This window comes from Rhizobium sp. Leaf371, from assembly GCF_001424045.1.
GTDB lineage: Bacteria > Pseudomonadota > Alphaproteobacteria > Rhizobiales > Rhizobiaceae > Ferranicluibacter.
Window position 1 is genome coordinate 25,691 of the sequence record NZ_LMQB01000026.1, and the last position, 18,611, is coordinate 44,301.

Annotated in this window: 16 protein-coding genes; 12 read left to right on the plus strand and 4 right to left on the minus strand. The window is 65.0% G+C overall.

Translation table 11 applies throughout. The annotated features are described in order from the left end of the window. Positions 1–7 precede the first annotated feature (7 nt). The 11 genes from ASG39_RS17385 to ASG39_RS17435 all read left to right on the plus strand — a co-directional run bounded on the left by ASG39_RS17385 (position 8) and on the right by ASG39_RS17435 (position 12,885). Complete coding sequence (locus ASG39_RS17385; protein WP_082477338.1) at positions 8–886, plus strand: potassium channel family protein; 879 nt, start codon at positions 8–10, stop codon at positions 884–886. Positions 887–1,062: 176 nt separating this feature from the next. Continuing rightward, a complete protein-coding gene (locus tag ASG39_RS17390; protein ID WP_062596251.1) occupies positions 1,063–1,260 on the plus strand; it encodes a hypothetical protein in 198 nt (65 codons plus the stop codon). Positions 1,261–1,405: 145 nt separating this feature from the next. Further along, a complete protein-coding gene (locus tag ASG39_RS17395; protein ID WP_062596252.1) occupies positions 1,406–2,419 on the plus strand; it encodes a DUF6030 family protein in 1,014 nt (337 codons plus the stop codon). A 377-nt stretch (positions 2,420–2,796) separates the two neighbouring features. Next, entirely contained in the window at positions 2,797–3,456 is a 660-nt protein-coding gene (locus ASG39_RS17400; protein ID WP_244481264.1) for a sugar transferase, read from the plus strand. Positions 3,457–3,596: 140 nt separating this feature from the next. Beyond that, the gene (locus tag ASG39_RS17405; protein WP_062596253.1) at positions 3,597–4,490 is read left to right on the plus strand and encodes a LysR family transcriptional regulator; all 894 of its coding nucleotides are present in this window, start codon (positions 3,597–3,599) and stop codon (positions 4,488–4,490) included. A gap of 160 nt (positions 4,491–4,650) precedes the next feature. Further along, positions 4,651–5,130 (plus strand): formate dehydrogenase subunit gamma, encoded by a 480-nt coding sequence (locus tag ASG39_RS17410; RefSeq protein WP_062596254.1) that lies wholly within the window; start codon positions 4,651–4,653, stop codon positions 5,128–5,130. Beyond that, a complete protein-coding gene (locus ASG39_RS17415) occupies positions 5,127–6,695 on the plus strand; it encodes an NADH-quinone oxidoreductase subunit NuoF (RefSeq protein WP_062596255.1) in 1,569 nt (522 codons plus the stop codon). Before ASG39_RS17410 ends, ASG39_RS17415 begins: the two co-directional genes overlap by 4 nt. A 225-nt stretch (positions 6,696–6,920) precedes the next feature. Then, complete coding sequence (gene fdhF, locus ASG39_RS17420) at positions 6,921–9,800, plus strand: formate dehydrogenase subunit alpha (protein WP_062596256.1); 2,880 nt, start codon at positions 6,921–6,923, stop codon at positions 9,798–9,800. A gap of 58 nt (positions 9,801–9,858) precedes the next feature. Further along, positions 9,859–10,758, plus strand: a complete 900-nt coding sequence (gene fdhD / locus ASG39_RS17425) for a formate dehydrogenase accessory sulfurtransferase FdhD (RefSeq protein ID WP_082477350.1) — start codon at positions 9,859–9,861, stop codon at positions 10,756–10,758. After that, on the plus strand, positions 10,748–11,125 hold the full coding sequence (locus ASG39_RS17430; protein WP_062596257.1) for a formate dehydrogenase subunit delta: 378 nt from the start codon (positions 10,748–10,750) through the stop codon (positions 11,123–11,125). Before fdhD ends, ASG39_RS17430 begins: the two co-directional genes overlap by 11 nt. Positions 11,126–11,235: 110 nt before the next feature. Then, entirely contained in the window at positions 11,236–12,885 is a 1,650-nt protein-coding gene (locus tag ASG39_RS17435) for an OFA family MFS transporter (RefSeq protein ID WP_062596258.1), read from the plus strand. Between the two features lie 68 nt (positions 12,886–12,953). Here the strand turns inward: ASG39_RS17435 and ASG39_RS17440 are convergent, their stop codons facing one another. Continuing rightward, on the minus strand, positions 12,954–13,256 hold the full coding sequence (locus tag ASG39_RS17440) for a YggT family protein (RefSeq protein ID WP_062477929.1): 303 nt from the start codon (positions 13,254–13,256) through the stop codon (positions 12,954–12,956). A gap of 268 nt (positions 13,257–13,524) precedes the next feature. Here ASG39_RS17440 and ASG39_RS17445 point away from each other — a divergent pair, with 268 nt between their 5' ends. After that, positions 13,525–14,766: an MFS transporter gene (locus ASG39_RS17445; RefSeq protein ID WP_062596259.1), complete on the plus strand. Its 1,242-nt coding sequence runs from the start codon at positions 13,525–13,527 to the stop codon at positions 14,764–14,766. 37 nt (positions 14,767–14,803) lie between these two features. Here the strand turns inward: ASG39_RS17445 and ASG39_RS17450 are convergent, their stop codons facing one another. The 3 genes from ASG39_RS17450 to ASG39_RS17460 all read right to left on the minus strand — a co-directional run bounded on the left by ASG39_RS17450 (position 14,804) and on the right by ASG39_RS17460 (position 18,561). Continuing rightward, a complete protein-coding gene (locus ASG39_RS17450) occupies positions 14,804–15,280 on the minus strand; it encodes a TerB family tellurite resistance protein (RefSeq protein WP_062596397.1) in 477 nt (158 codons plus the stop codon). 123 nt (positions 15,281–15,403) lie between these two features. Next, positions 15,404–17,146: a heme biosynthesis protein HemY gene (locus tag ASG39_RS17455; protein ID WP_062596260.1), complete on the minus strand. Its 1,743-nt coding sequence runs from the start codon at positions 17,144–17,146 to the stop codon at positions 15,404–15,406. 11 nt (positions 17,147–17,157) lie between these two features. Then, on the minus strand, positions 17,158–18,561 hold the full coding sequence (locus tag ASG39_RS17460; RefSeq protein WP_062596261.1) for a mitofilin family membrane protein: 1,404 nt from the start codon (positions 18,559–18,561) through the stop codon (positions 17,158–17,160). Positions 18,562–18,611 lie beyond the last annotated feature (50 nt).

An 18,611-nucleotide genomic window follows, 5' to 3' on the forward strand; every position in this document is an offset into this window, starting at 1 on the left:
GGGCAGAATGACGAACAGCAAGAGCGGCGGCGCAGACATGGGTGACGAGGCGAACGATCGGGACCCGGTCGCAAGCCCCGTGACGACGAGAGACGCCGAGGATCTCCCGCGCGAAGATGCTCCGCAGTCCGGCCTGCGCGGCACGCTGAGACGGCTCTATTACGGCACCGACGGCCAGGCCGTCGGCTTCCAGGTGACGATCGGCATCGTCGATCTCGCCGTCATCCTGTTTTTCCTCGCCGGCCCCTATCTGGCGCGGCACGGCACATATCTCGTCATCGACTATGCGATTGCGGCCCTGATCGCCTTCGAACTCACGGCGCGGGCGCTGATCGCCAACAATCCCTGGCGGTTTCTCGTCCGGCCGATGACGCTGGTGGATATCGTCATTCTCGCGACGCTGCTCTTTCCCGAGACGTTTTCGAACTTCGCCTTCCTCCGGGCGCTGCGCATATGGTCCTTCAGCCAGAGCCGCGTCTTCGGCATTCTGGTTCACCGGGCCGGCTGCCGCGAGTACCAGGAGGTCATCGGCGCCTGCATCAATTTCGTCACGTTCCTCTTTCTCGTCACGGGCTTCGTCTATACCGCCTTCTTCGCGACGGAATCCGGCATCTCCGGCTTTGTCGATGCGCTCTATTTCACGGTGGCGACCATCACCACCACGGGCTTCGGCGATATCACCCTGCCCGGCACGCTCGGCAAGCTCACCTCCATCGTCACGATGATCTTCGGCATCTCCCTGTTCGTGCGCTTGGCACAAGCCATCGTCCGGCCCAACAAGGTGCGGTTTTCCTGCCCCCAGTGCGGATTGAACCGGCATGACGCCGACGCCGTCCACTGCAAGGCCTGCGGCCACATTCTCAACATTCCCGACGAAGGCATGTGATCCGGCGAAAAGGATCTCGCGCATCCAGACCCGCGCAAGCCTCTGCAGGCTTGATAGGGCGTGTTTCCCGAGAATCGCATCCGGTTGCGAAATCAGGACACATTGTGCCGCTATGGCACAGGCTTGATTCTTGGCAAGAACGCCCGCTCCTGTTAATTTGATATGCGGAAACCGTCATGACAGAAACGATCCTGCTGACACTCTACGCGCTCGTCGCATTGCTTTTTCTCGAGATGACCTATCGCGAAGGCGAGATGTCGCTGGCGGGGGGCTGGGATATCATGCGCGTCGTCGGCCTGTTGTACTGCCTGGCATGGCCGCTCCTGATTGTGCACGTCAGCATTGTTGCCTATCGTGATCGGCATGCCCGCTGACCCTGTCGATCGCGGCGACCGCTTCTAGCGCCGAGAGACCGACGTCCCCTCCCTCGCGCATCGTCACCGCACTGGACTCCGGGCAAAGACAAGCTCATAGGGCTTTACCAGGCGAGCGACGACCAGACGGAGACGAAGAAGCGGCATGACGCAGGTGACGAGAGGCCGTTCGGGACGCGTATTCTTTGCCATCGCGGTTCTCGTCGTCTTCACGGCGATCCTCGGCACGGTGCTGGGGGCCAACGACCTGCGCAACCTCAATATCGTCCTGGCCCGTTTCGGCTATCCGCCGGTCAAGCTCGAACAGCTTTTCCCCTTCGCGAAGCCGACGGTCCGCGATGCGCAAGGTGTCGATCTGCCCGTCATCCGCGTCGTCAAGGGCATCCGCCTGCCGTCGCCGACGATCCGGGTTCCGCGCTACGCCCGCGCCAATCTTGATGGGATCCCGACCACCTTCGTCCGATCGATCCGGATGGATCCCCGCCGCCTCTGCGAAACGCTCCGTGCAAACGGCTTCCCCGATATCGCCTGGACCGCAAGCGCCGTCGGCGGCCAAGGCTCCGAATGCTCCTCTTTCCTGCCGATCGGCCGCGGCGCGCAAGCCGGTGCGGGACCGGCACCACGGCCGGAGGTCGCCGCCTCAAATGCGCCGCCCAGAGAGCCATCGGGCGAGAACTTCGATCCGGACAACGAACCCCTGATCGAGGCGCCGCCGGACGAACCGCCGCCGCCGCAACAATCCTCCGTCTTCGTGCTCTTGAAGGGTGATCTGCAAGGCCGCGTCCTGACCTTCCGCGTCAAGTTCAACATCGAGCTGGAAGCGGACAGCACGGCCGTCCTTAAGGCCGGCAGCCGTGCCGTCGAAGCCTTCCTGCAGGAGGTGCGCTGGCAGGACGATGGCGAGATGCTCCGTCAGATCGCAGCGCTTCAGGAGTTCGACAAGGACGAATTCGGGAGCCGTATCGCATTCAAGCGGGAACGGGTCGATCTGCCGCGGTTCAACTTCCTCGCCCGCAAGAGCGAAAAGCCGCGCCGCAAGATCAGCGACGCCTTCTTCGATCCATCCGCCTGGCTGCCTTTGAGCGATGCGGATGCATTCCTCTGGATGCCGAAGAGCGCGCTTCGCGCCTTCGAGCCACCGCCCTTCCCCCGAACATAGGTTCTCTTGCGAGCGGCGCTCGTCTTCAATATTAGAGTTAACCAATAGACTCGTCTTTTGGATCGGCCGGTTGCCAAACACCCTTATATTTAATAGATCATTAATTGCGACTATTGATCGGCGGAACAGCACTTCGAAGCCGGGTTTATTACGAAGCTTTACGTATCAATTTGGCACGCAACTGTGCCGGTTCAGTATAAGCCAAGCGCATATTAAACCTTCGTCCTTTCAGATCCATAAGAACCTCGATTGCAGGGAACCAGCCAATGAGCCCCCATTCCTTACTGCAGAAAAAAGGTCGTTCCGGAACACCCGGCGTCGCAAGCACGTGCCCTGGTGCACGCCCACCCCTGCGCGACGCAAAGCTGAACGGTACGGTGCTGGCGAATGACAATACGCCCACGCTCTCGACCCGCACGCTTCCGCGGCGACCGATCAATTTCGCCCTGAAGCGAGCGATGGACGTGAGCGGCGCGGTTGCGGGTTTGATCATGCTCGCGCCGCTTCTTCTTCTGGTCGCCGTCCTCATCAGGCTCGAGAGCAGGGGCCCCATCTTCTTCCGCCAGCTGCGGACCGGCCGAAACGAAGTTCCGTTCGAGATCCTGAAATTCCGATCGATGTATGTCGAGCAGTGCGATCACGCCGGCGTGCGGCTGACGGTCGATGGCGATCCCCGCGTCACACGGATCGGTCGCATCCTGCGCAGAACCAGCCTCGATGAAATCCCGCAGCTCTGGAACGTCGTCGTCGGGCATATGTCGCTCGTCGGACCGAGACCGCACGTCCCCGACATGGTCGCCGGCGGCATGAACTATGCAGACCTCGTGCGCGGCTATGAAGCCCGCCATCTGGTTCGCCCGGGACTGACAGGCCTTGCCCAGTGCCGCGGCCTGCGCGGACCGACGACCAACCGTGACATGGCCGTCCGCCGTATCCTGAGCGATGTCGAATACATCGAGACCTTCTCCGTCCTTCTCGACACCCGCATTCTCGTCCGCACCATCATCAACGAAGTCCGCGGCGGCACCGGTTCCTGACCCCCTGAGGTTATCCGGGAGCCGGGCCCCTGTTGCTCGGGGAACATGGCCCCTGTTGCTCAGAGAGCCGGGCCCTCTGTTGCTCAGAGAGCCGGGCCCTCTGTTGCTCAGAGAGCCGGGAAAGCGCATGATCCCCCGGCATGATCGACAAGCTTGAATTCTTCATCGCTCTCTCGCAGGAACGGCATTTCGGCCGCGCCGCCGAACAATGCGGCATCACCCAGCCGACGCTCTCTGCCGCCATCCGCCAGCTGGAGGACACGCTCGGGGTGATGCTCGTCAATCGCGGCGCCCGCTTCCAGGGTCTGACGCCGGAAGGCCAGCGCGTGCTGGAATGGGCCCGTCGCATCGTCGGCGATGCCCGCACGATGCGGGAGGAAATGCGGGCGGCGAAGAAAGGCCTTGCCGGCCACATCCGCCTCGCGGCCGTCCCGACAACACTGGCGATGGTCCCGCGGCTCACCGCTCCCTTTCAGGAAAAACATCCCGACGTCACCTTCTCGGTTCTCTCGACCACCTCCTCGAAAATGCTCGGGCTACTCGAAAATCTCGAGATCGATGCGGGCCTGACCTATCTCGACAACGAGCCGGTCGGACGGGTGACCAGCGTGCCTCTCGTCATGGAACGCTATCATCTCGTGGCCGCCACCGGATCGCCCCTGTCAGACCGAGCCTCGGTGACCTGGGCGGAGGCGAGCACCATTCGGCTTTGTCTATTGACCAACGACATGCAGAACCGGCGCATTATCAATCAGCATTTCAGCGCGGCGGGTGTTCAGGCACGCCCGACGCTCGAATCCAACTCGATGATCGTCCTGTTCTCCCACATCCGCACCGGCCAGTGGGCGAGCATCATGCCGTTCAACGTCGCGAAATCTTTCGGCTTTCACGACGACATCCAGGTGATCCCGATCGAAGAGCCGGATGCCGGCCATCTCGTCGGCCTAGTCGCCACCCATCGCGAGCCCTATACGCCTCTGGTCTCGGCGCTCCTGCATGAAGCGCGAAAACTGGCAGAGCAACAGGAGTTTTGATAGAAATCTTCTATCGATCCACGATTCTTCCATATTGCCCGCAGGGCGCATCTCTGAGACCTTCCTTATTCGACGTCAGGCTCGTGTCCTCATCACACGATCTGCTTGGAGGAGGCCGGCGCAGCCGCTGGCGCGTCGCAGACAGGCACGGAGGAGCCCGGTGGATCGACACCTTGAGAAGAGCGATCTCGCAACGAGCATCGCTGCAATCGTTTCCGAGTTGAAGCATCTGGAAGGACCGCTTCTGCCGATCCTGCATGCGGTCCAGCAGACGTTCGGCCATGTCCCGGACGACGCCGTCCCGATGATCGCCACCGGCCTCAACCTGTCGCGCGCCGAAGTCCACGGCGTGGTCACCTTCTATCACGACTATCGCAGCCATCCGGCCGGCCGGCATGTGCTCAAGCTCTGTCGCGCCGAGGCGTGCCAGGCCATGGGCGGCGACCGCCTCGGCGAACAGGCAAGAGCCCGCCTCGGCATCGACTTCCACGAGACGACGGCGGACGGCGCGGTCACGCTGGAGCCTGTCTTCTGTCTCGGGCTCTGTTCCACCGCACCCGCCGCCATGCTGGACGGCGCGGTGCACGGGCGCCTGGATGCCTCGGCACTCGATAGCCTTCTTGCGGAGGTGGCGGCGTGATTCGGATCTTCATCCCCCGCGATGCCGCGGCCCGTGCCGTCGGAGCCGATCGCGTCGCAGCGCGCCTGGCGCAGGAGGCGACGGCCCGCGGGCTCGACCTTACCATCGTGCGCACGGGGTCGCGCGGCCTGCATTGGCTGGAGCCGCTGGTGGAGGTGGAAACACCCAACGGACGCATCGCTTTCGGCCCGGTAACGCCAGCCGATGTCGGCGCCCTGCTCGATTCCGGTTTTCTGCATGCCGACACATCGACCGGTATCGATCATCCGCTCTGCCTCGGGCCGACGGCGGAAATTCCCTTCCTCAAGAACCAGACCCGCCTCACCTTCGCCCGCTGCGGCGTCATCGACCCTTTGTCGCTGGAGGATTACCGCGCCCATGGTGGGCTCGCGGGCCTTGCGAAGGCCTTCGCGATGTCCCCCGCAGCGATCGTCGAGGCCGTCACACTGTCCGGCCTGCGCGGCCGTGGCGGCGCGGGCTTTCCGACCGGCATCAAGTGGAAGACCGTTCTCGATTGCGCAGACCCCCGCAAATACATCGTCTGCAATGCCGACGAAGGTGACAGCGGCACCTTTGCCGACCGGATGATCATGGAAGGCGATCCCTTCGTCGTCATCGAGGGCATGGCGATTGCGGGTCTTGCGACCGGCGCCACCAAGGGCTTCGTCTACATCCGCTCGGAATATCCCCACGCCATCGACACGATGACGAACGCCGTCGGCATCGCCCGGCGTGCGGGCATCCTCGGCCTGTCGGTGCTCGGACAGGGCGCCGGCTTCGACATCGAGATCCGCACCGGGGCCGGCGCTTACGTCTGCGGCGAGGAAACGGCCCTCCTCAACTCGCTCGAAGGCAAGCGCGGCGTGGTGCGGGCAAAGCCGCCGCTGCCGGCACACAAAGGCCTGTTCGGCCAACCCACCGTCATCAACAACGTCATCTCGCTCGCCTCGGTGCCCATCATCCTCGACAAAGGCCCCGAGCATTATCGCGATTTCGGCATGGGCCGCTCGCGCGGCACCATCCCCATCCAGATCGCAGGCAATGCCCGGCAGACCGGCCTCTATGAGGTCGCCTTCGGTCTCACCCTCGGCGAGATCGTCGATGCGATCGCCGGCGGCACCGCAACGGGACGCCCCGTCAAGGCAGTGCAGGTCGGCGGCCCGCTCGGCGCCTACTTCCCGCGCGCGCTGTTCGACACGCCCTTCGACTACGAGGCCTTCGCCGCCGCCGGGGGTCTCATCGGCCACGCGGGCATCACCATCTTCGACGACACCGCCGACATGCTGAAACAGGCCCGCTTCGCCATGGAATTCTGCGCCGTGGAAAGCTGCGGCAAATGCACGCCCTGCCGCATCGGCTCGACCCGTGGCGTCGAGGTCGTCGATCGCATTGGTCGCGGCATCGAGCCGGAGAAGAACCTGGCGCTGCTCTCGGACCTCTGCAACACCATGAAGTTCGGCTCCCTCTGCGCGCTGGGCGGCTTCACGCCCTATCCGGTCATGAGCGCGGTCACGCATTTCCCGGACGATTTCGTCGCGGCACCGGTCGTGGAGGCGGCGGAATGATGCGCGCGTCGAGCACGACTGCGGCTCGTAGGCCGCGCCTCACCCGAGCCCTCTCCCCGCTTGCGCGGCGAGCGGACGTGGCCGGCTCACCGTTTTCGAACAGGGAAACGCCTCGCCAAACGTCCCTTCTCCCCATCAAAACGCGGAGAAGGTGGCGGCAGCCGGATGAGGGGCAACCCCAAGGTAACACCGCCCAGAACGCCCCACATCTTTCAGGAGACCAACATGCTTCTCGTTCCTGAAACCGATTTCGGCACTCCCGCCTCCCGCGCGGAAACGCTGGTGACGCTGACCATCGACGGTCGCGAGATCACCGTGCCCGAGGGCACTTCCATCATGCGGGCATCGATGGAAGCGGGTATCCAGGTGCCGAAACTCTGCGCCACGGATATGGTCGATGCCTTCGGCTCCTGCCGGCTCTGTCTGATCGAGATCGAGGGCCGCAACGGCACGCCGGCCTCCTGCACCACGCCCGTCGCGCCCGGTCTTATCGTCCACACCCAGACGACGCGGCTGAAAGACATCCGCAAGGGCGTGATGGAGCTCTACATCTCCGATCATCCGCTCGACTGTCTCACCTGCGCGGCCAATGGCGACTGCGAATTGCAGGACATGGCCGGCGCGGTCGGCCTGCGCGACGTGCGCTACGGCTATGAGGGCGACAATCACGTGAAGGCGCGCGACAGCGACGGCCTCAATGCCCGCTGGATGCCGAAGGACGAATCCAACCCCTACTTCACCTATGATCCCTCCAAATGCATCGTCTGTTCGCGCTGCGTGCGGGCCTGCGAGGAAGTGCAGGGCACGTTCGCGCTGACGATCGAGGGCCGCGGCTTCGACAGTCGCGTGTCGCCCGGCCAGCACGAAGACTTTCTCTCCTCGGAATGTGTCTCCTGCGGCGCCTGCGTCCAGGCCTGCCCGACCGCCACGCTCACCGAAAAATCGGTCATATCGATCGGCCAGCCGGAGCATTCGGTCGTCACCACCTGCGCCTACTGCGGTGTCGGCTGCTCGTTCAAGGCGGAAATGCGCGGTGAGGAACTGGTGCGCATGGTGCCTTGGAAGGACGGACAGGCCAATCGCGGCCACTCCTGCGTCAAGGGCCGCTTCGCCTATGGCTATTCCACGCACAAGGAGCGCATCCTCAACCCGATGATCCGAGAGAAGGTAACCGACCCCTGGCGGGAGGTCAGCTGGGACGAGGCGCTCGCCCATACCGCGGCAGAGTTCCGACGCATCCAGTACCAGTACGGACGCGAGTCGATCGGCGGCATCACCTCGTCGCGCTGCACCAACGAGGAAACCTACCTCGTCCAGAAGCTGATCCGCGCCGGCTTCGGCAACAACAATGTCGATACCTGCGCGCGCGTCTGCCATTCGCCGACCGGCTACGGTCTCGGGCAGGCCTTCGGCACGTCGGCCGGCACGCAGAATTTCGACTCGGTCGAGAACACCGATGTCGTCATCGTCATCGGCGCGAACCCGACCGACGGACACCCCGTCTTCGGCTCGCGGCTGAAGAAGCGGCTGCGGCAGGGTGCCAAGCTTATCGTCATCGATCCCCGCCGGATCGATCTCGTCCGCACGCCGCATGTCGAGGCCGCCTATCACCTGCCGCTGCGCCCCGGCACCAATGTCGCGGTCGTCACCGCACTCGCCCATGTCATCGTCACCGAGGGCCTCTGCGACGAAGCGTTTATCCGCACCCGCTGCGACTGGTCGGAGTTCGAGGACTGGGCAGGCTTTGTCGCGGAAGAGCGCCACAGCCCGGAAGCAACCGAAGCGCTGACCGGCGTTCCGGCCGAGGCGCTGCGCGGCGCCGCCCGCCTGTTTGCCACCGGTGGCAACGGCTCGATCTATTACGGCTTGGGCGTGACCGAGCACAGCCAGGGCTCGACCACCGTCATGGCGATTGCCAACCTCGCCATGGCGACCGGCAATATCGGCCGCCCCGGTGTCGGCGTGAACCCGTTACGCGGGCAGAACAACGTGCAGGGCTCCTGCGACATGGGCTCGTTCCCCCACGAGCTTCCCGGCTACCGCCACGTCTCGGACGATGCGACGCGCGATATCTTCGAAAAGCTCTGGGGCGTCACGCTCTCCGACGAGCCGGGCCTGCGCATTCCCAACATGCTGGACGCCGCCGTCGATGGCTCCTTCAAGGGGCTTTACATCCAGGGCGAGGACATTCTCCAGTCCGATCCGGACACGAAACATGTCGCAGCCGGTCTCGCCGCCATGGAATGCGTCGTCGTGCAGGACCTGTTCCTCAACGAAACCGCGAACTACGCCCACGTCTTCCTGCCGGGCTCCACCTTCCTTGAGAAGGATGGCACCTTCACCAATGCCGAGCGCCGCATCAATCGCGTGCGCCGGGTCATGACCCCGCGCAACGGCTATGCCGACTGGGAAGTGACGCAGAACCTCGCCCGCGCCATGGGCCTTGGCTGGGATTACACGCACCCGTCCGAGATCATGGACGAGATTGCGGCGACCACGCCGAGCTTTGCCAAGGTCTCCTATGCCTATCTGGACGAGAAGGGCTCCGTGCAGTGGCCCTGCAACGAACAGGCGCCCGAAGGCTCGCCGATCATGCATATCGACGGCTTCGTGCGCGGCAAGGGCAAGTTCATCCGCACGGAATATGTCGCGACCGACGAGAAGACCGGGCCGCGCTTCCCGCTGCTTCTGACCACCGGCCGTATTCTCAGCCAATACAATGTCGGCGCGCAGACGCGGCGCACCGAAAATGTCATCTGGCATGAGGAGGACCGGCTGGAGATCCACCCGCACGATGCCGAGCTGCGCGGCGTCCGCGATGGCGACTGGGTGCGGCTGGCCAGCCGTTCGGGCGATACGACGCTGCGGGCGCTGATCACCGACCGGGTCGCGACAGGCGTCGTCTACACCACCTTCCACCACCCGACGACGCAGGCCAACGTCATCACCACGGACTTTTCCGACTGGGCGACCAATTGCCCGGAATACAAGGTCACCGCGGTGCAGATCTCGCCGTCGAACGGCCCGTCGGAATGGCAGACCGAATACGAGGATCAGGCCCGCCAGTCGCGTCGCATCGCCGCCAAGCTGGAGGCCGCAGAATGACGCTTACGACGACCGGACGGGCGGTGGACACGGCACGGATCGCGCCGAGATGATGCCGATGACCCGCTCGACCGCTATCCCCCTCGCCCGCACCGTCCCGCAGCTGTCCCGCCGCAACGGTCGCATTCGCCCGGCCAACCGCATCGTTCCCGAAGAAATACCCGTCGCCTTCAGCTATGGCGGTTCCACCCATGCCGTGATGATGGCGACGCCCGCCGATTTCGAGGATTTCGCCACCGGCTTCAGCCTGACGGAAGGCATCATCACGGAACCGGCCGATATCGAGAGCATCGAGGCCGTCGAGACGCCGGAAGGTTACGATCTGCAGATCGCCTTGCGCGACGCGCAGCACGAGGCCCTGGTCACCCGTCGCCGGCATATGGCCGGTCCGGTCGGCTGCGGCCTCTGCGGCATCGAATCCCTGGAGCAGGCCGTGCGGCAGACACCGTCGGTCGCCGCCGCCCGCCTCAGCCTGACGCCGGGCGAGATCGCGCAGGCGGTCGCCCTGCTCGACACCCGGCAGCCGCTGCATGCAGAGACCCGCGCGGTCCACGGCGCCGGTTTCTATACGCCCGAAGAGGGATTGATCGCCGTGCGCGAGGACGTCGGGCGGCACAATGCGCTCGACAAGCTGGCCGGTGCCGCTGCCCGCCAGGGCTACACGGGCGCCTCCGGCGCCGTCGTTGTGACGAGCCGGGTCTCGGTCGAGATGGTCCAGAAGACGGCCATTCTCGGCAGCCCCTTCATCATCGCCATATCGGCCCCGACAGCGCTCGCGATCCGCACCGCCGAGACGGCGGGCATGACGCTCGTGGCGCTGGTGCGGGGGGACGAGTTCGAGGTCTTCACCCATGCAGACCGCATCGTCGCCGAGACACCCCATTCCGCGGTCACTCATTCCGAGGCCACCCCTCCCGAGACCATCCGGCCGACCAAGAGGACAAGCCATGTCGCCTGATGCCGCACAGCCTCCCCATCACGGAGAAGACGGCCCGCCGCATGGCACGGACGCCAAACTCGTGCGCATGGCAAACCAGATCGCCACCTTCTTTCGCTCGCAGCCGCATGAAGACGGACCGGCGGGTATCGCCATCCATATCAACAAATTCTGGGAGACCCGGATGCGCAGCGCCTTTTTCGCGCTGATCGAGAAGGGCGATGCAGGCTTCGATCCGCTGGTGCTGGCGGCCGCCCCGCTGATCAAGCGACCGTATTCGAAAAGGGATGCGATCGGCACCGGTGCGGATGCCGCGCGCGGCGCACCCGGCGGCAAGGGCACGGCTGCGGGCGAATCGCTGTCAGAGCCGAACATGCCCGAGAGGTGAACCCTGTGCGCGACGGTCGACCCTGCAGTGTGGAGGCTGCACGCCGTCGATCCCGCGCCTGACGACGCAGACCAACCGCCCGAGGAGGGGCTCAGAGGAGGAGGACGACCATGTCGGCAACGACGCAACTCGGCATTCCCGTGTCGGCAGGATTGCTCGACCGGGAGCGCATCATCGCCAAACCCGGTTTCAACCGCTGGCTCGTGCCGCCGGCCGCCCTTGCCATCCATCTCTGCATCGGCATGGCCTATGGTTTCAGCGTGTTCTGGCTGCCTCTGTCGAAGGCGATCGGCATCTCCGCACCGGCAGCCTGCGCCGATCTCACGCTCGGCTCCGCGCTTTTCACCACCACCTGCGACTGGCGGGTTAGCGATCTCGGCTGGATCTACACGCTGTTCTTCGTGCTGCTCGGCTCATCCGCCGCACTGTGGGGCGGCTGGCTGGAAAAGGCCGGCCCGCGCAAGGCCGCGACCGTCTCGGCCTTCTGCTGGTGCGGCGGCATCCTCATTGCGGCCCTCGGCGTCGCCACGCACCAGCTCTGGATGATGTGGCTCGGCGCCGGCGTCATCGGCGGCATCGGGCTTGGCCTCGGCTATATCTCGCCCGTCTCCACCCTCATCAAATGGTTTCCCGACCGGCGCGGCATGGCGACGGGCATGGCCATCATGGGCTTTGGCGGCGGCGCCATGATCGGCGCGCCGCTCGCCAACATCCTGATGACCTATTTTCGCTCGGATACCCAGGTCGGCGTCTGGCAGACCTTCGTCGTCATGGCGCTCGGCTATCTCGTCTTCATGCTCGCCGGCGCCTTCGGCTACCGCATTCCGCCCGCCGGATGGCGCCCGGAAGGCTGGGCCCCGCCCGCCGCGAAAAGCACGATGATCACCACGCGCCACGTCCACCTGCGCGATGCGCACAAGACGAAGCAGTTCTGGCTGATCTGGGCCGTGCTCTGCCTCAACGTTTCCGCCGGCATCGGCGTCATCGGCATGGCCTCGCCCATGCTTCAGGAGATCTTCGCCGGCTCGCTCATCGGCGCGCCGGGCGTCGCCTTCACCGCTATGTCGAAAGAGCAGCTGGCGGGCGTCGCGGCGATCGCCGCCGGCTTCACCGGGCTCATCTCTCTGTTCAATATCGGGGGACGCTTCTTCTGGGCCTCCCTGTCCGACAGGATCGGCCGCAAGAACACCTACTTCTGCTTCTTCGTGATCGGGATCGTGCTCTATGCGCTCGTCCCCTGGGCGGCCGGCATCCAGAGCAAGCTGCTCTTCGTCGGCATGCTCTGCATCATCCTGTCGATGTATGGCGGCGGCTTCGCCACCATTCCCGCCTATCTCGCCGACATCTTCGGCACCCAGTTCGTCGGCGCCATTCATGGAAGGCTGCTGACGGCCTGGGCAACGGCCGGCATCATCGGGCCTGTCGTCGTCAACTACATCCGCGAGGCGCAGATCGCCGCGGGGCTTCCGCGCGATCAAGTCTACAACACCACCATGTATATCCTTGCCGGCATGCTCGCACTCGGCCTTGTCGCCAACGCCTTCGTGCGGCCGCTTGCCGACAAATGGTTCATGAAGGATGCGGACGTCGCAGCGCTCCAGGCAAAGACGGCCGCCGTCAATGCCGGCCCGTCCGGCTCCTTCGGCATCGGCCGGGGCGGCTTCGATGGCAAGGCCCTTCTCGCCTGGGCCTGCGTCGGCCTACCCCTCGCCTGGGGCGTCTGGGTCACGGTACGGGCCAGCCTTGCGCTCTTCGGATGAACGAGAAAGGCCCTTCGCGCGAGACACCGCGCGAAGGGCCTTTTATCTGAAACAGCGTGAAGGTCGGGTCAGTAGGTCGGCGCGAGCAGCGCCGGAGCGATCGTCGTGTTGAGAAACTGCTGCAGGAAGAACAGGATGACCAGGACGACGAGCGGCGACAGATCGACACCGCCCATATTGGGCAGGATACGACGGATCGGACGGTAGAGCGGCTCCGTCAGCTGGTAGAGCGACCGGCCGATCATGCTGATCGCCTGATTGTTCGTGTTGATGATGTTGAAGGCATAGAGCCAGGAGAAGATCGCCGAGGCGATGATGAGAAACCAGGCGATATTGATAATGAAATTCAGCGTTGCGATGACGGCGAGCATGCCGGGCCTCCGGTTCATGGACCGCCGTGCGCCATCGGCGATGGGCAACCGTCGTTCCAACATTGATGGCGTCGCATAATTTTCTCCGCGAACCGATTCCGGAGCGCGACATTATGCAGTAGTTGAAAGACATGTAGACACTGGCGCGCAACGCGGCAACCCTGCGGCCCGTGCCGCGTGACAACATGTTTAAGACGGCGCTATGGCTCGCGATGGCCGGCGCTCATACGAACGGGCCGACGCATCAGAGGCCGGGAAAGACCAGTTCATGTCCATCGTCGAAACCGGAGACCGCTACGCCGCCTTCCGGCATGTCGGGTATCGCCGCTACTTCTTCGCGCGCTTCCTTGCCTATTTCGCCATCCAGATCGTCAGCGTCTCCGTCGGTTGGCAGATCTACGATCTGACGCGCGATCCGTTCGACCTCGGCCTGATCGGCCTCTTCCAGTTCCTGCCGTCGCTGGTCCTCATCCTTGTCACCGGCTCGGTCGCCGACCGCTACAACCGGCGCATTATCATGGGCATCTGCATGGGCGTCAGCACGCTCTGCGCCGCGGCTCTCCTCGTCCTCACCCTCACCGGCACCTTCACCCTCTGGCCGGTCTACACCATTCTCGTCGTGTTCGGCATCGAGCGGGCCTTTCTCGCGCCGGCCTCCCAGTCGCTCGCACCCAATCTCGTGCCGGAGCGGGATCTCGCCAACGCTATCGCCTGGAATTCCACCTCCTGGCAGACGGCGATGATTGTCGGCCCCGTCGTCGGCGGCCTGATCTACGCGCTCGGACCGGCCGTCCCCTATAGCGTCGCCGTTCTGTTCTTCGCCGCGAGCGTCGGCATGGTCTATGCGATCCCCAAGCCTGCACAGAAGAACAGCCAGACCGCCCAGAGCTGGCAGGCCATCACGGCCGGCTTTCGCTATATCCGCGCAGAAAAAGTCGTGCTCGGCGCCATCTCGCTCGATCTCTTCGCCGTTCTTCTCGGCGGGGCCATCGCGCTCATGCCGGTCTTCGCCCGCGATATCCTCGATCTCGGACCCTGGGGCCTCGGTCTCCTGCGCGCGGCCCCCGGCGTCGGCGCGGTCGGCATGGCCATGTGGCTTGCCGCCCACCCGATCCGTCACCGCGCTGGCGTGCTGATGTTCGTGGGCGTGGCTCTCTTCGGCCTCGGCACCGTCGTCTTCGGCCTGTCCGCCACGCCGTGGATCTCCATCGTGGCGCTCGTCATCATGGGCGCCTCCGACATGATCTCGGTCTATGTCCGGGAAACGCTGATCACGCTCTGGACTCCGGACGAGCTGCGTGGTCGCGTCAACGCCGTCAACATGGTGTTCGTCGGCGCGTCGAACGAGCTGGGAGAATTTCGAGCCGGCATGATGGCGTCGGCCATCGGTGCGGTTCCCGCCGTCGTCATCGGCGGGGCGGGCACGCTGCTGGTGGCGGTGATTTGGTCGCTCGGCTTCTCGCAACTGCGCCGGATCGACACGCTGGATGCACCCGAGACGAAACGGTAGGCTCACTCCGTTTCGCCAGCGGCGAGGGTGAGAGGCCTCAGTGCTCCGCCGTCTCGACGATGTCGGATTTCGCCGCGGCTTCCTGCCGCTTCATGATGCGGTCGCGGCCGGAGACGCCGAGCAAGTCGGCGATCCGCCAGATCACGTGATCTTCCATCTCGCTGCGCTCGCCATCGACATAGACGATCTCCCACAGCATGCCGACGAGATCGATCCGCTGCTCTTCGCTGAAGTGCCGCTTGATGTCGGAGGTGAAGCGGAAGAAATCGATCGCCTCGCTCTCGGCGTCCTCGCCAGCGGCAATCAGCGCATCGAGGGCCGCATCGTCGAGCGTGTAGTGCTCCTTGATCATCGAACGGACCTTGCGGCGCTCGACGTCGTCGGCATGGCCGTCGGCTTCCATGACCTGGATGCAGAGAGCGACGATCGCGATGCGCGGATCGCCCGCCTCGATCGGGTTCGGGTGCTCGGCACCGGTGAGACTGTCGATGAAGGTACGGATACGGTCAAACATGGGTTGCGCGGCGCTCACGAAAGGAGGGTCGTTGATGCCGACAGGAAAGACGAGCCGCAAAGCAGGGTCCAGCCCTATTCGTTTCGCAAATGCGAAAAGGGGCCCCGAAGGGCCCCCGAACCGTCAGAAAAGTTTGAATGTCGTCTTTTCTGCAACTCTATCGGTGCGAACGCCGGGATCGTCCGGCGGCCGGCCGAAGAAGGGCTCGATCGGCGCCTCCGCCGGCTTGGCCGGAGATGTCGCGCCGGAGACCGGCTGCGCCGGCGCTTTGACGGCCACGGCCCCCTCATCCTTCTTGACCAATGCCGTGTGCGTCGAGTCGTCTGCGTCCGTGACGACCACGGACCGCGCCGGCTCGATCGGCTCGTGAACGATGACCGATTCGGTCGGAACCGGGACGGCGATCGCTGCCGGGCGCTCCACCGTCTCAGCAGGCATGGTCGGCGGTGCTGGCGGTGTCGCCACCGTCGTTTCCGGCGCGTCGCGCGTTGCAGCAACAACGGACGCTGCGACCGGCGGCAGGCTGCGGATCGCTGCCTCTCCGCGGCTGACGCCACCCTCCTCGAGCGGGCCGTCGATCGTGTTGACCGGCATCCTCCACTCGAATGCATCCAGGCGGCCGCTGACGGGTGAGACCGGCAGCCATTCCTCGGAGACGACGCCGTCGGCGATCCAGGCCGCATCGCGCGGGCTCTTCAGCGCCTGGTTCATCCAGTGGCGGATACGCCCTTCGTCGCCGGTATCCGCTTCCTCGATATCGGCAAGCAGCAGAAACACGCTCTCCGTCGGCGCGATGCGGGCGGCGGCCTCGGCCATGGAGCGCGCCAGCGCCAGTTCGCGAGCCTCCAGCGCACTTTCCGCAACCGCCATCAGCGACACCGCATTGTTCGGCTTCCACGCTTCCAGCTTGCGGGCGCGCTTCAACCGGTCGACCGCCGAATCGCCGCTCCGTGCCCGAACATAGGCCTTGGCAATGTCGGGATGCGGTTCCTGCTTCCAGAGTTTTTCGAGCACCGACGCCGCCTTGCGCAGATTGTCTTCCCGGAACAAGGCTTTCGCCGCAATGAGGCCGGCCGGCACCAGCGTCGCGTCGAGCTTCAGCGCGGCCAGCGCATCGTCGCGCGCCGCCTTCGGGTCGGCATCCAGACGCTCCCGCGCCCGGGCGGTGAGCAGCACGGCCTTCTTGCGGTCGGCCTCCTTGCGGTCGATGACATGGCTGGTGCGGCTCTGGTCGAGAAGATGCACGGCCTCGTCCCAGCGTCCCGCCTGGCTGCGCTCATCGAGGGTCGCTAGCGTCGCCCAGGCGAGATGCGGCGCCTTGTCGGCCGCACGCTCGGCATATTGCCGCGCCGCCTCGTTGGCACCCAAACGCTTGGCTTCGAGATACAGGCCACGGAGCCCGAGTTCGCGGGTCTCCGGGTCTTCCGCCATCCGCTCGAACTTGCGGCGGGCATCGTCATGCTTGCCCTCGATCAGCGCGGTCTGCGCTTCGAGAAGATGGATCAACGGCTCCTGATCGGCCGACAGAAGCCCGCGCGTGCGGGCCGTCATCTTGCGAGCGAGGATCGCATCGCCAGCACCGGCTGCGATCAGCCCGGTCGACAGCGCCTGATAGCCCCGGTCGCGCTTGCGAACGCGGAAGTAACGCGCGATCGAGTGCGGCGAGAACCAGATGAGACGGACGAGCCAGACGACGAGCAGAATGGCCGCGATCAATGCCACGAGCAGCGTGGCGCCGACCATCAGACTGGTCTCGATACGCTGGTCCATCCAGACCAGCGACAGTTCGCCCGGCCGATCGGCAAGCCAGGAAAAACCTGCGCCGAGCGCAAGCACGATCAGGACGAAGATGAGAATACGGATCAAATCGGCTCTCCTCAGCCCTGTTTGGCGGGTGCGGAGCCGGCTGCGGCTCCGGCCACGGCGGCGTCGATCAAAGATTCGACCGCGATGCGTTCATCGAGCTTTGTGCGGAACGCGGCGCCGGCATCCTTGGCAGGCTGCGGCAGGCCGTCCCATTCGAGGCTCGCGCCCTTGAGGTCGCCATTGGTCAGGCGGTCTTCGATCCGCGCGACGACGGCTTCCGGACCCGTACCCTCGACGCTGCCGACGGGACGGACACGCACGGCGGACGCCGCACTTCCGATCAGTCGCGAAAAGATGCCCTGATTCGGATCGGTGCCTCGAATGGCGGCCAGCATCGCGTCGGCCGTGTCGGGGAACGATCGTGTCAGATCCGTGCGCGACGAGACGCCGCGCGGTGCGATGTCGGCAAGGCCGGCAACGGCCGGGTCGTCCGGCGAAATCGTCTTCAACGCATCGAGTTCGGCAAGGAACGGTCCGCCACGGTCGATCGCGGTCTTCAGCGCGGTAACCGCGATGGCGCGCGCGAGCTGCACGTCGCTGGCGGGCTCGTCGAGCTTCTTTTCCGCTTCTTCGATGCGTGTCGAGAGCTCGGATGTCGCCGTCTGCGTCGCGCGGCTCTGGTCGGCAAGACCGGATTTCACGCTTGCGAGCTCCTGCGTCAGGCTCTCGACCTGCGCCTTTAAGTCCTCCGCGCCGGATGAACTGCCATTGACGCCGATCGTCTGTTCGAGAGCGGCAAGCCTCTGCTCAAGGCCTTCGCTAGATGACGATCCCCCTGTCGAAACCTGCGCCTTCAAGGCATCGATTTCGGCACCGAGATCGCGTCCCGACGCAGCACCGGTCGAGGACGATGGACCGATCGCCGGGAGGACGCCCGCATATTGCAGGACGCCGGCGCCCGAAAGCGCGATCAGACCGCCGACGATGCCCGCCGCCAGCGCACCTGCGCGCGACGGGCTCGAAGCGTGCGAAGAATGTGCAGGTTCGGAAGAGCGCATGGTCGCCGAAGCGCCGGCCGGCTGCGTCGGCGGGACCGAAGTCCGGGCCGACCGGCTCGACGATGCAGGCTCCTCGGCGAAAGCGGCGGCGGCCGCTTCGGCGCGCGTCTCCTCTGCAGCCTCGGCCTCCCGGATCGTCTCGCTCAGCGGATCGGGCGGCGTCTCTCGATCGGACGGGATGCTCTCCACCGGATCATTCGCTGCAGCGGCGATCCCGGCGTCCTTCGCAACCGTTTCATCGGACACAAGGACGGCATCGGGCACGACCATGTCGGACGAGACAGGCTCCCGTGCCTCTGGGCGAGCATCCGTGTCCTCCGGTCTCGCCGCATCGGATGCAGCGGGCGTGGCGGGCAGATCGATCGTCAGCGGCTGCCGGTCGGGCTTGGTGCGGCGCGGCGGTTTCTCCGGATCCATGCTCTCTTCTCTATGCGTGAGGTCAACGGCATAAACCTAGACACCGACCT

Excerpts from the sequence above, each read along its gene's own strand:
- ASG39_RS17395 (WP_062596252.1), top strand. The coding sequence starts at position 1,406 with ATGACGCAGGTGACGAGAGGCCGTTCGGGACGCGTATTCTTTGCCATC.
- ASG39_RS17430 (WP_062596257.1), top strand. The coding sequence starts at position 10,748 with ATGTCGCCTGATGCCGCACAGCCTCCCCATCACGGAGAAGACGGCCCG.
- ASG39_RS17385 (WP_082477338.1), top strand. The coding sequence starts at position 8 with ATGACGAACAGCAAGAGCGGCGGCGCAGACATGGGTGACGAGGCGAAC.
- fdhF (WP_062596256.1), top strand. The coding sequence starts at position 6,921 with ATGCTTCTCGTTCCTGAAACCGATTTCGGCACTCCCGCCTCCCGCGCG.
- ASG39_RS17405 (WP_062596253.1), top strand. The coding sequence starts at position 3,597 with ATGATCGACAAGCTTGAATTCTTCATCGCTCTCTCGCAGGAACGGCAT.
- ASG39_RS17460 (WP_062596261.1), bottom strand. The coding sequence starts at position 18,561 with ATGGATCCGGAGAAACCGCCGCGCCGCACCAAGCCCGACCGGCAGCCG.
- fdhD (WP_082477350.1), top strand. The coding sequence starts at position 9,859 with ATGACCCGCTCGACCGCTATCCCCCTCGCCCGCACCGTCCCGCAGCTG.
- ASG39_RS17445 (WP_062596259.1), top strand. The coding sequence starts at position 13,525 with ATGTCCATCGTCGAAACCGGAGACCGCTACGCCGCCTTCCGGCATGTC.
- ASG39_RS17450 (WP_062596397.1), bottom strand. The coding sequence starts at position 15,280 with ATGTTTGACCGTATCCGTACCTTCATCGACAGTCTCACCGGTGCCGAG.
- ASG39_RS17440 (WP_062477929.1), bottom strand. The coding sequence starts at position 13,256 with ATGCTCGCCGTCATCGCAACGCTGAATTTCATTATCAATATCGCCTGG.
- ASG39_RS17390 (WP_062596251.1), top strand. The coding sequence starts at position 1,063 with ATGACAGAAACGATCCTGCTGACACTCTACGCGCTCGTCGCATTGCTT.
- ASG39_RS17435 (WP_062596258.1), top strand. The coding sequence starts at position 11,236 with ATGTCGGCAACGACGCAACTCGGCATTCCCGTGTCGGCAGGATTGCTC.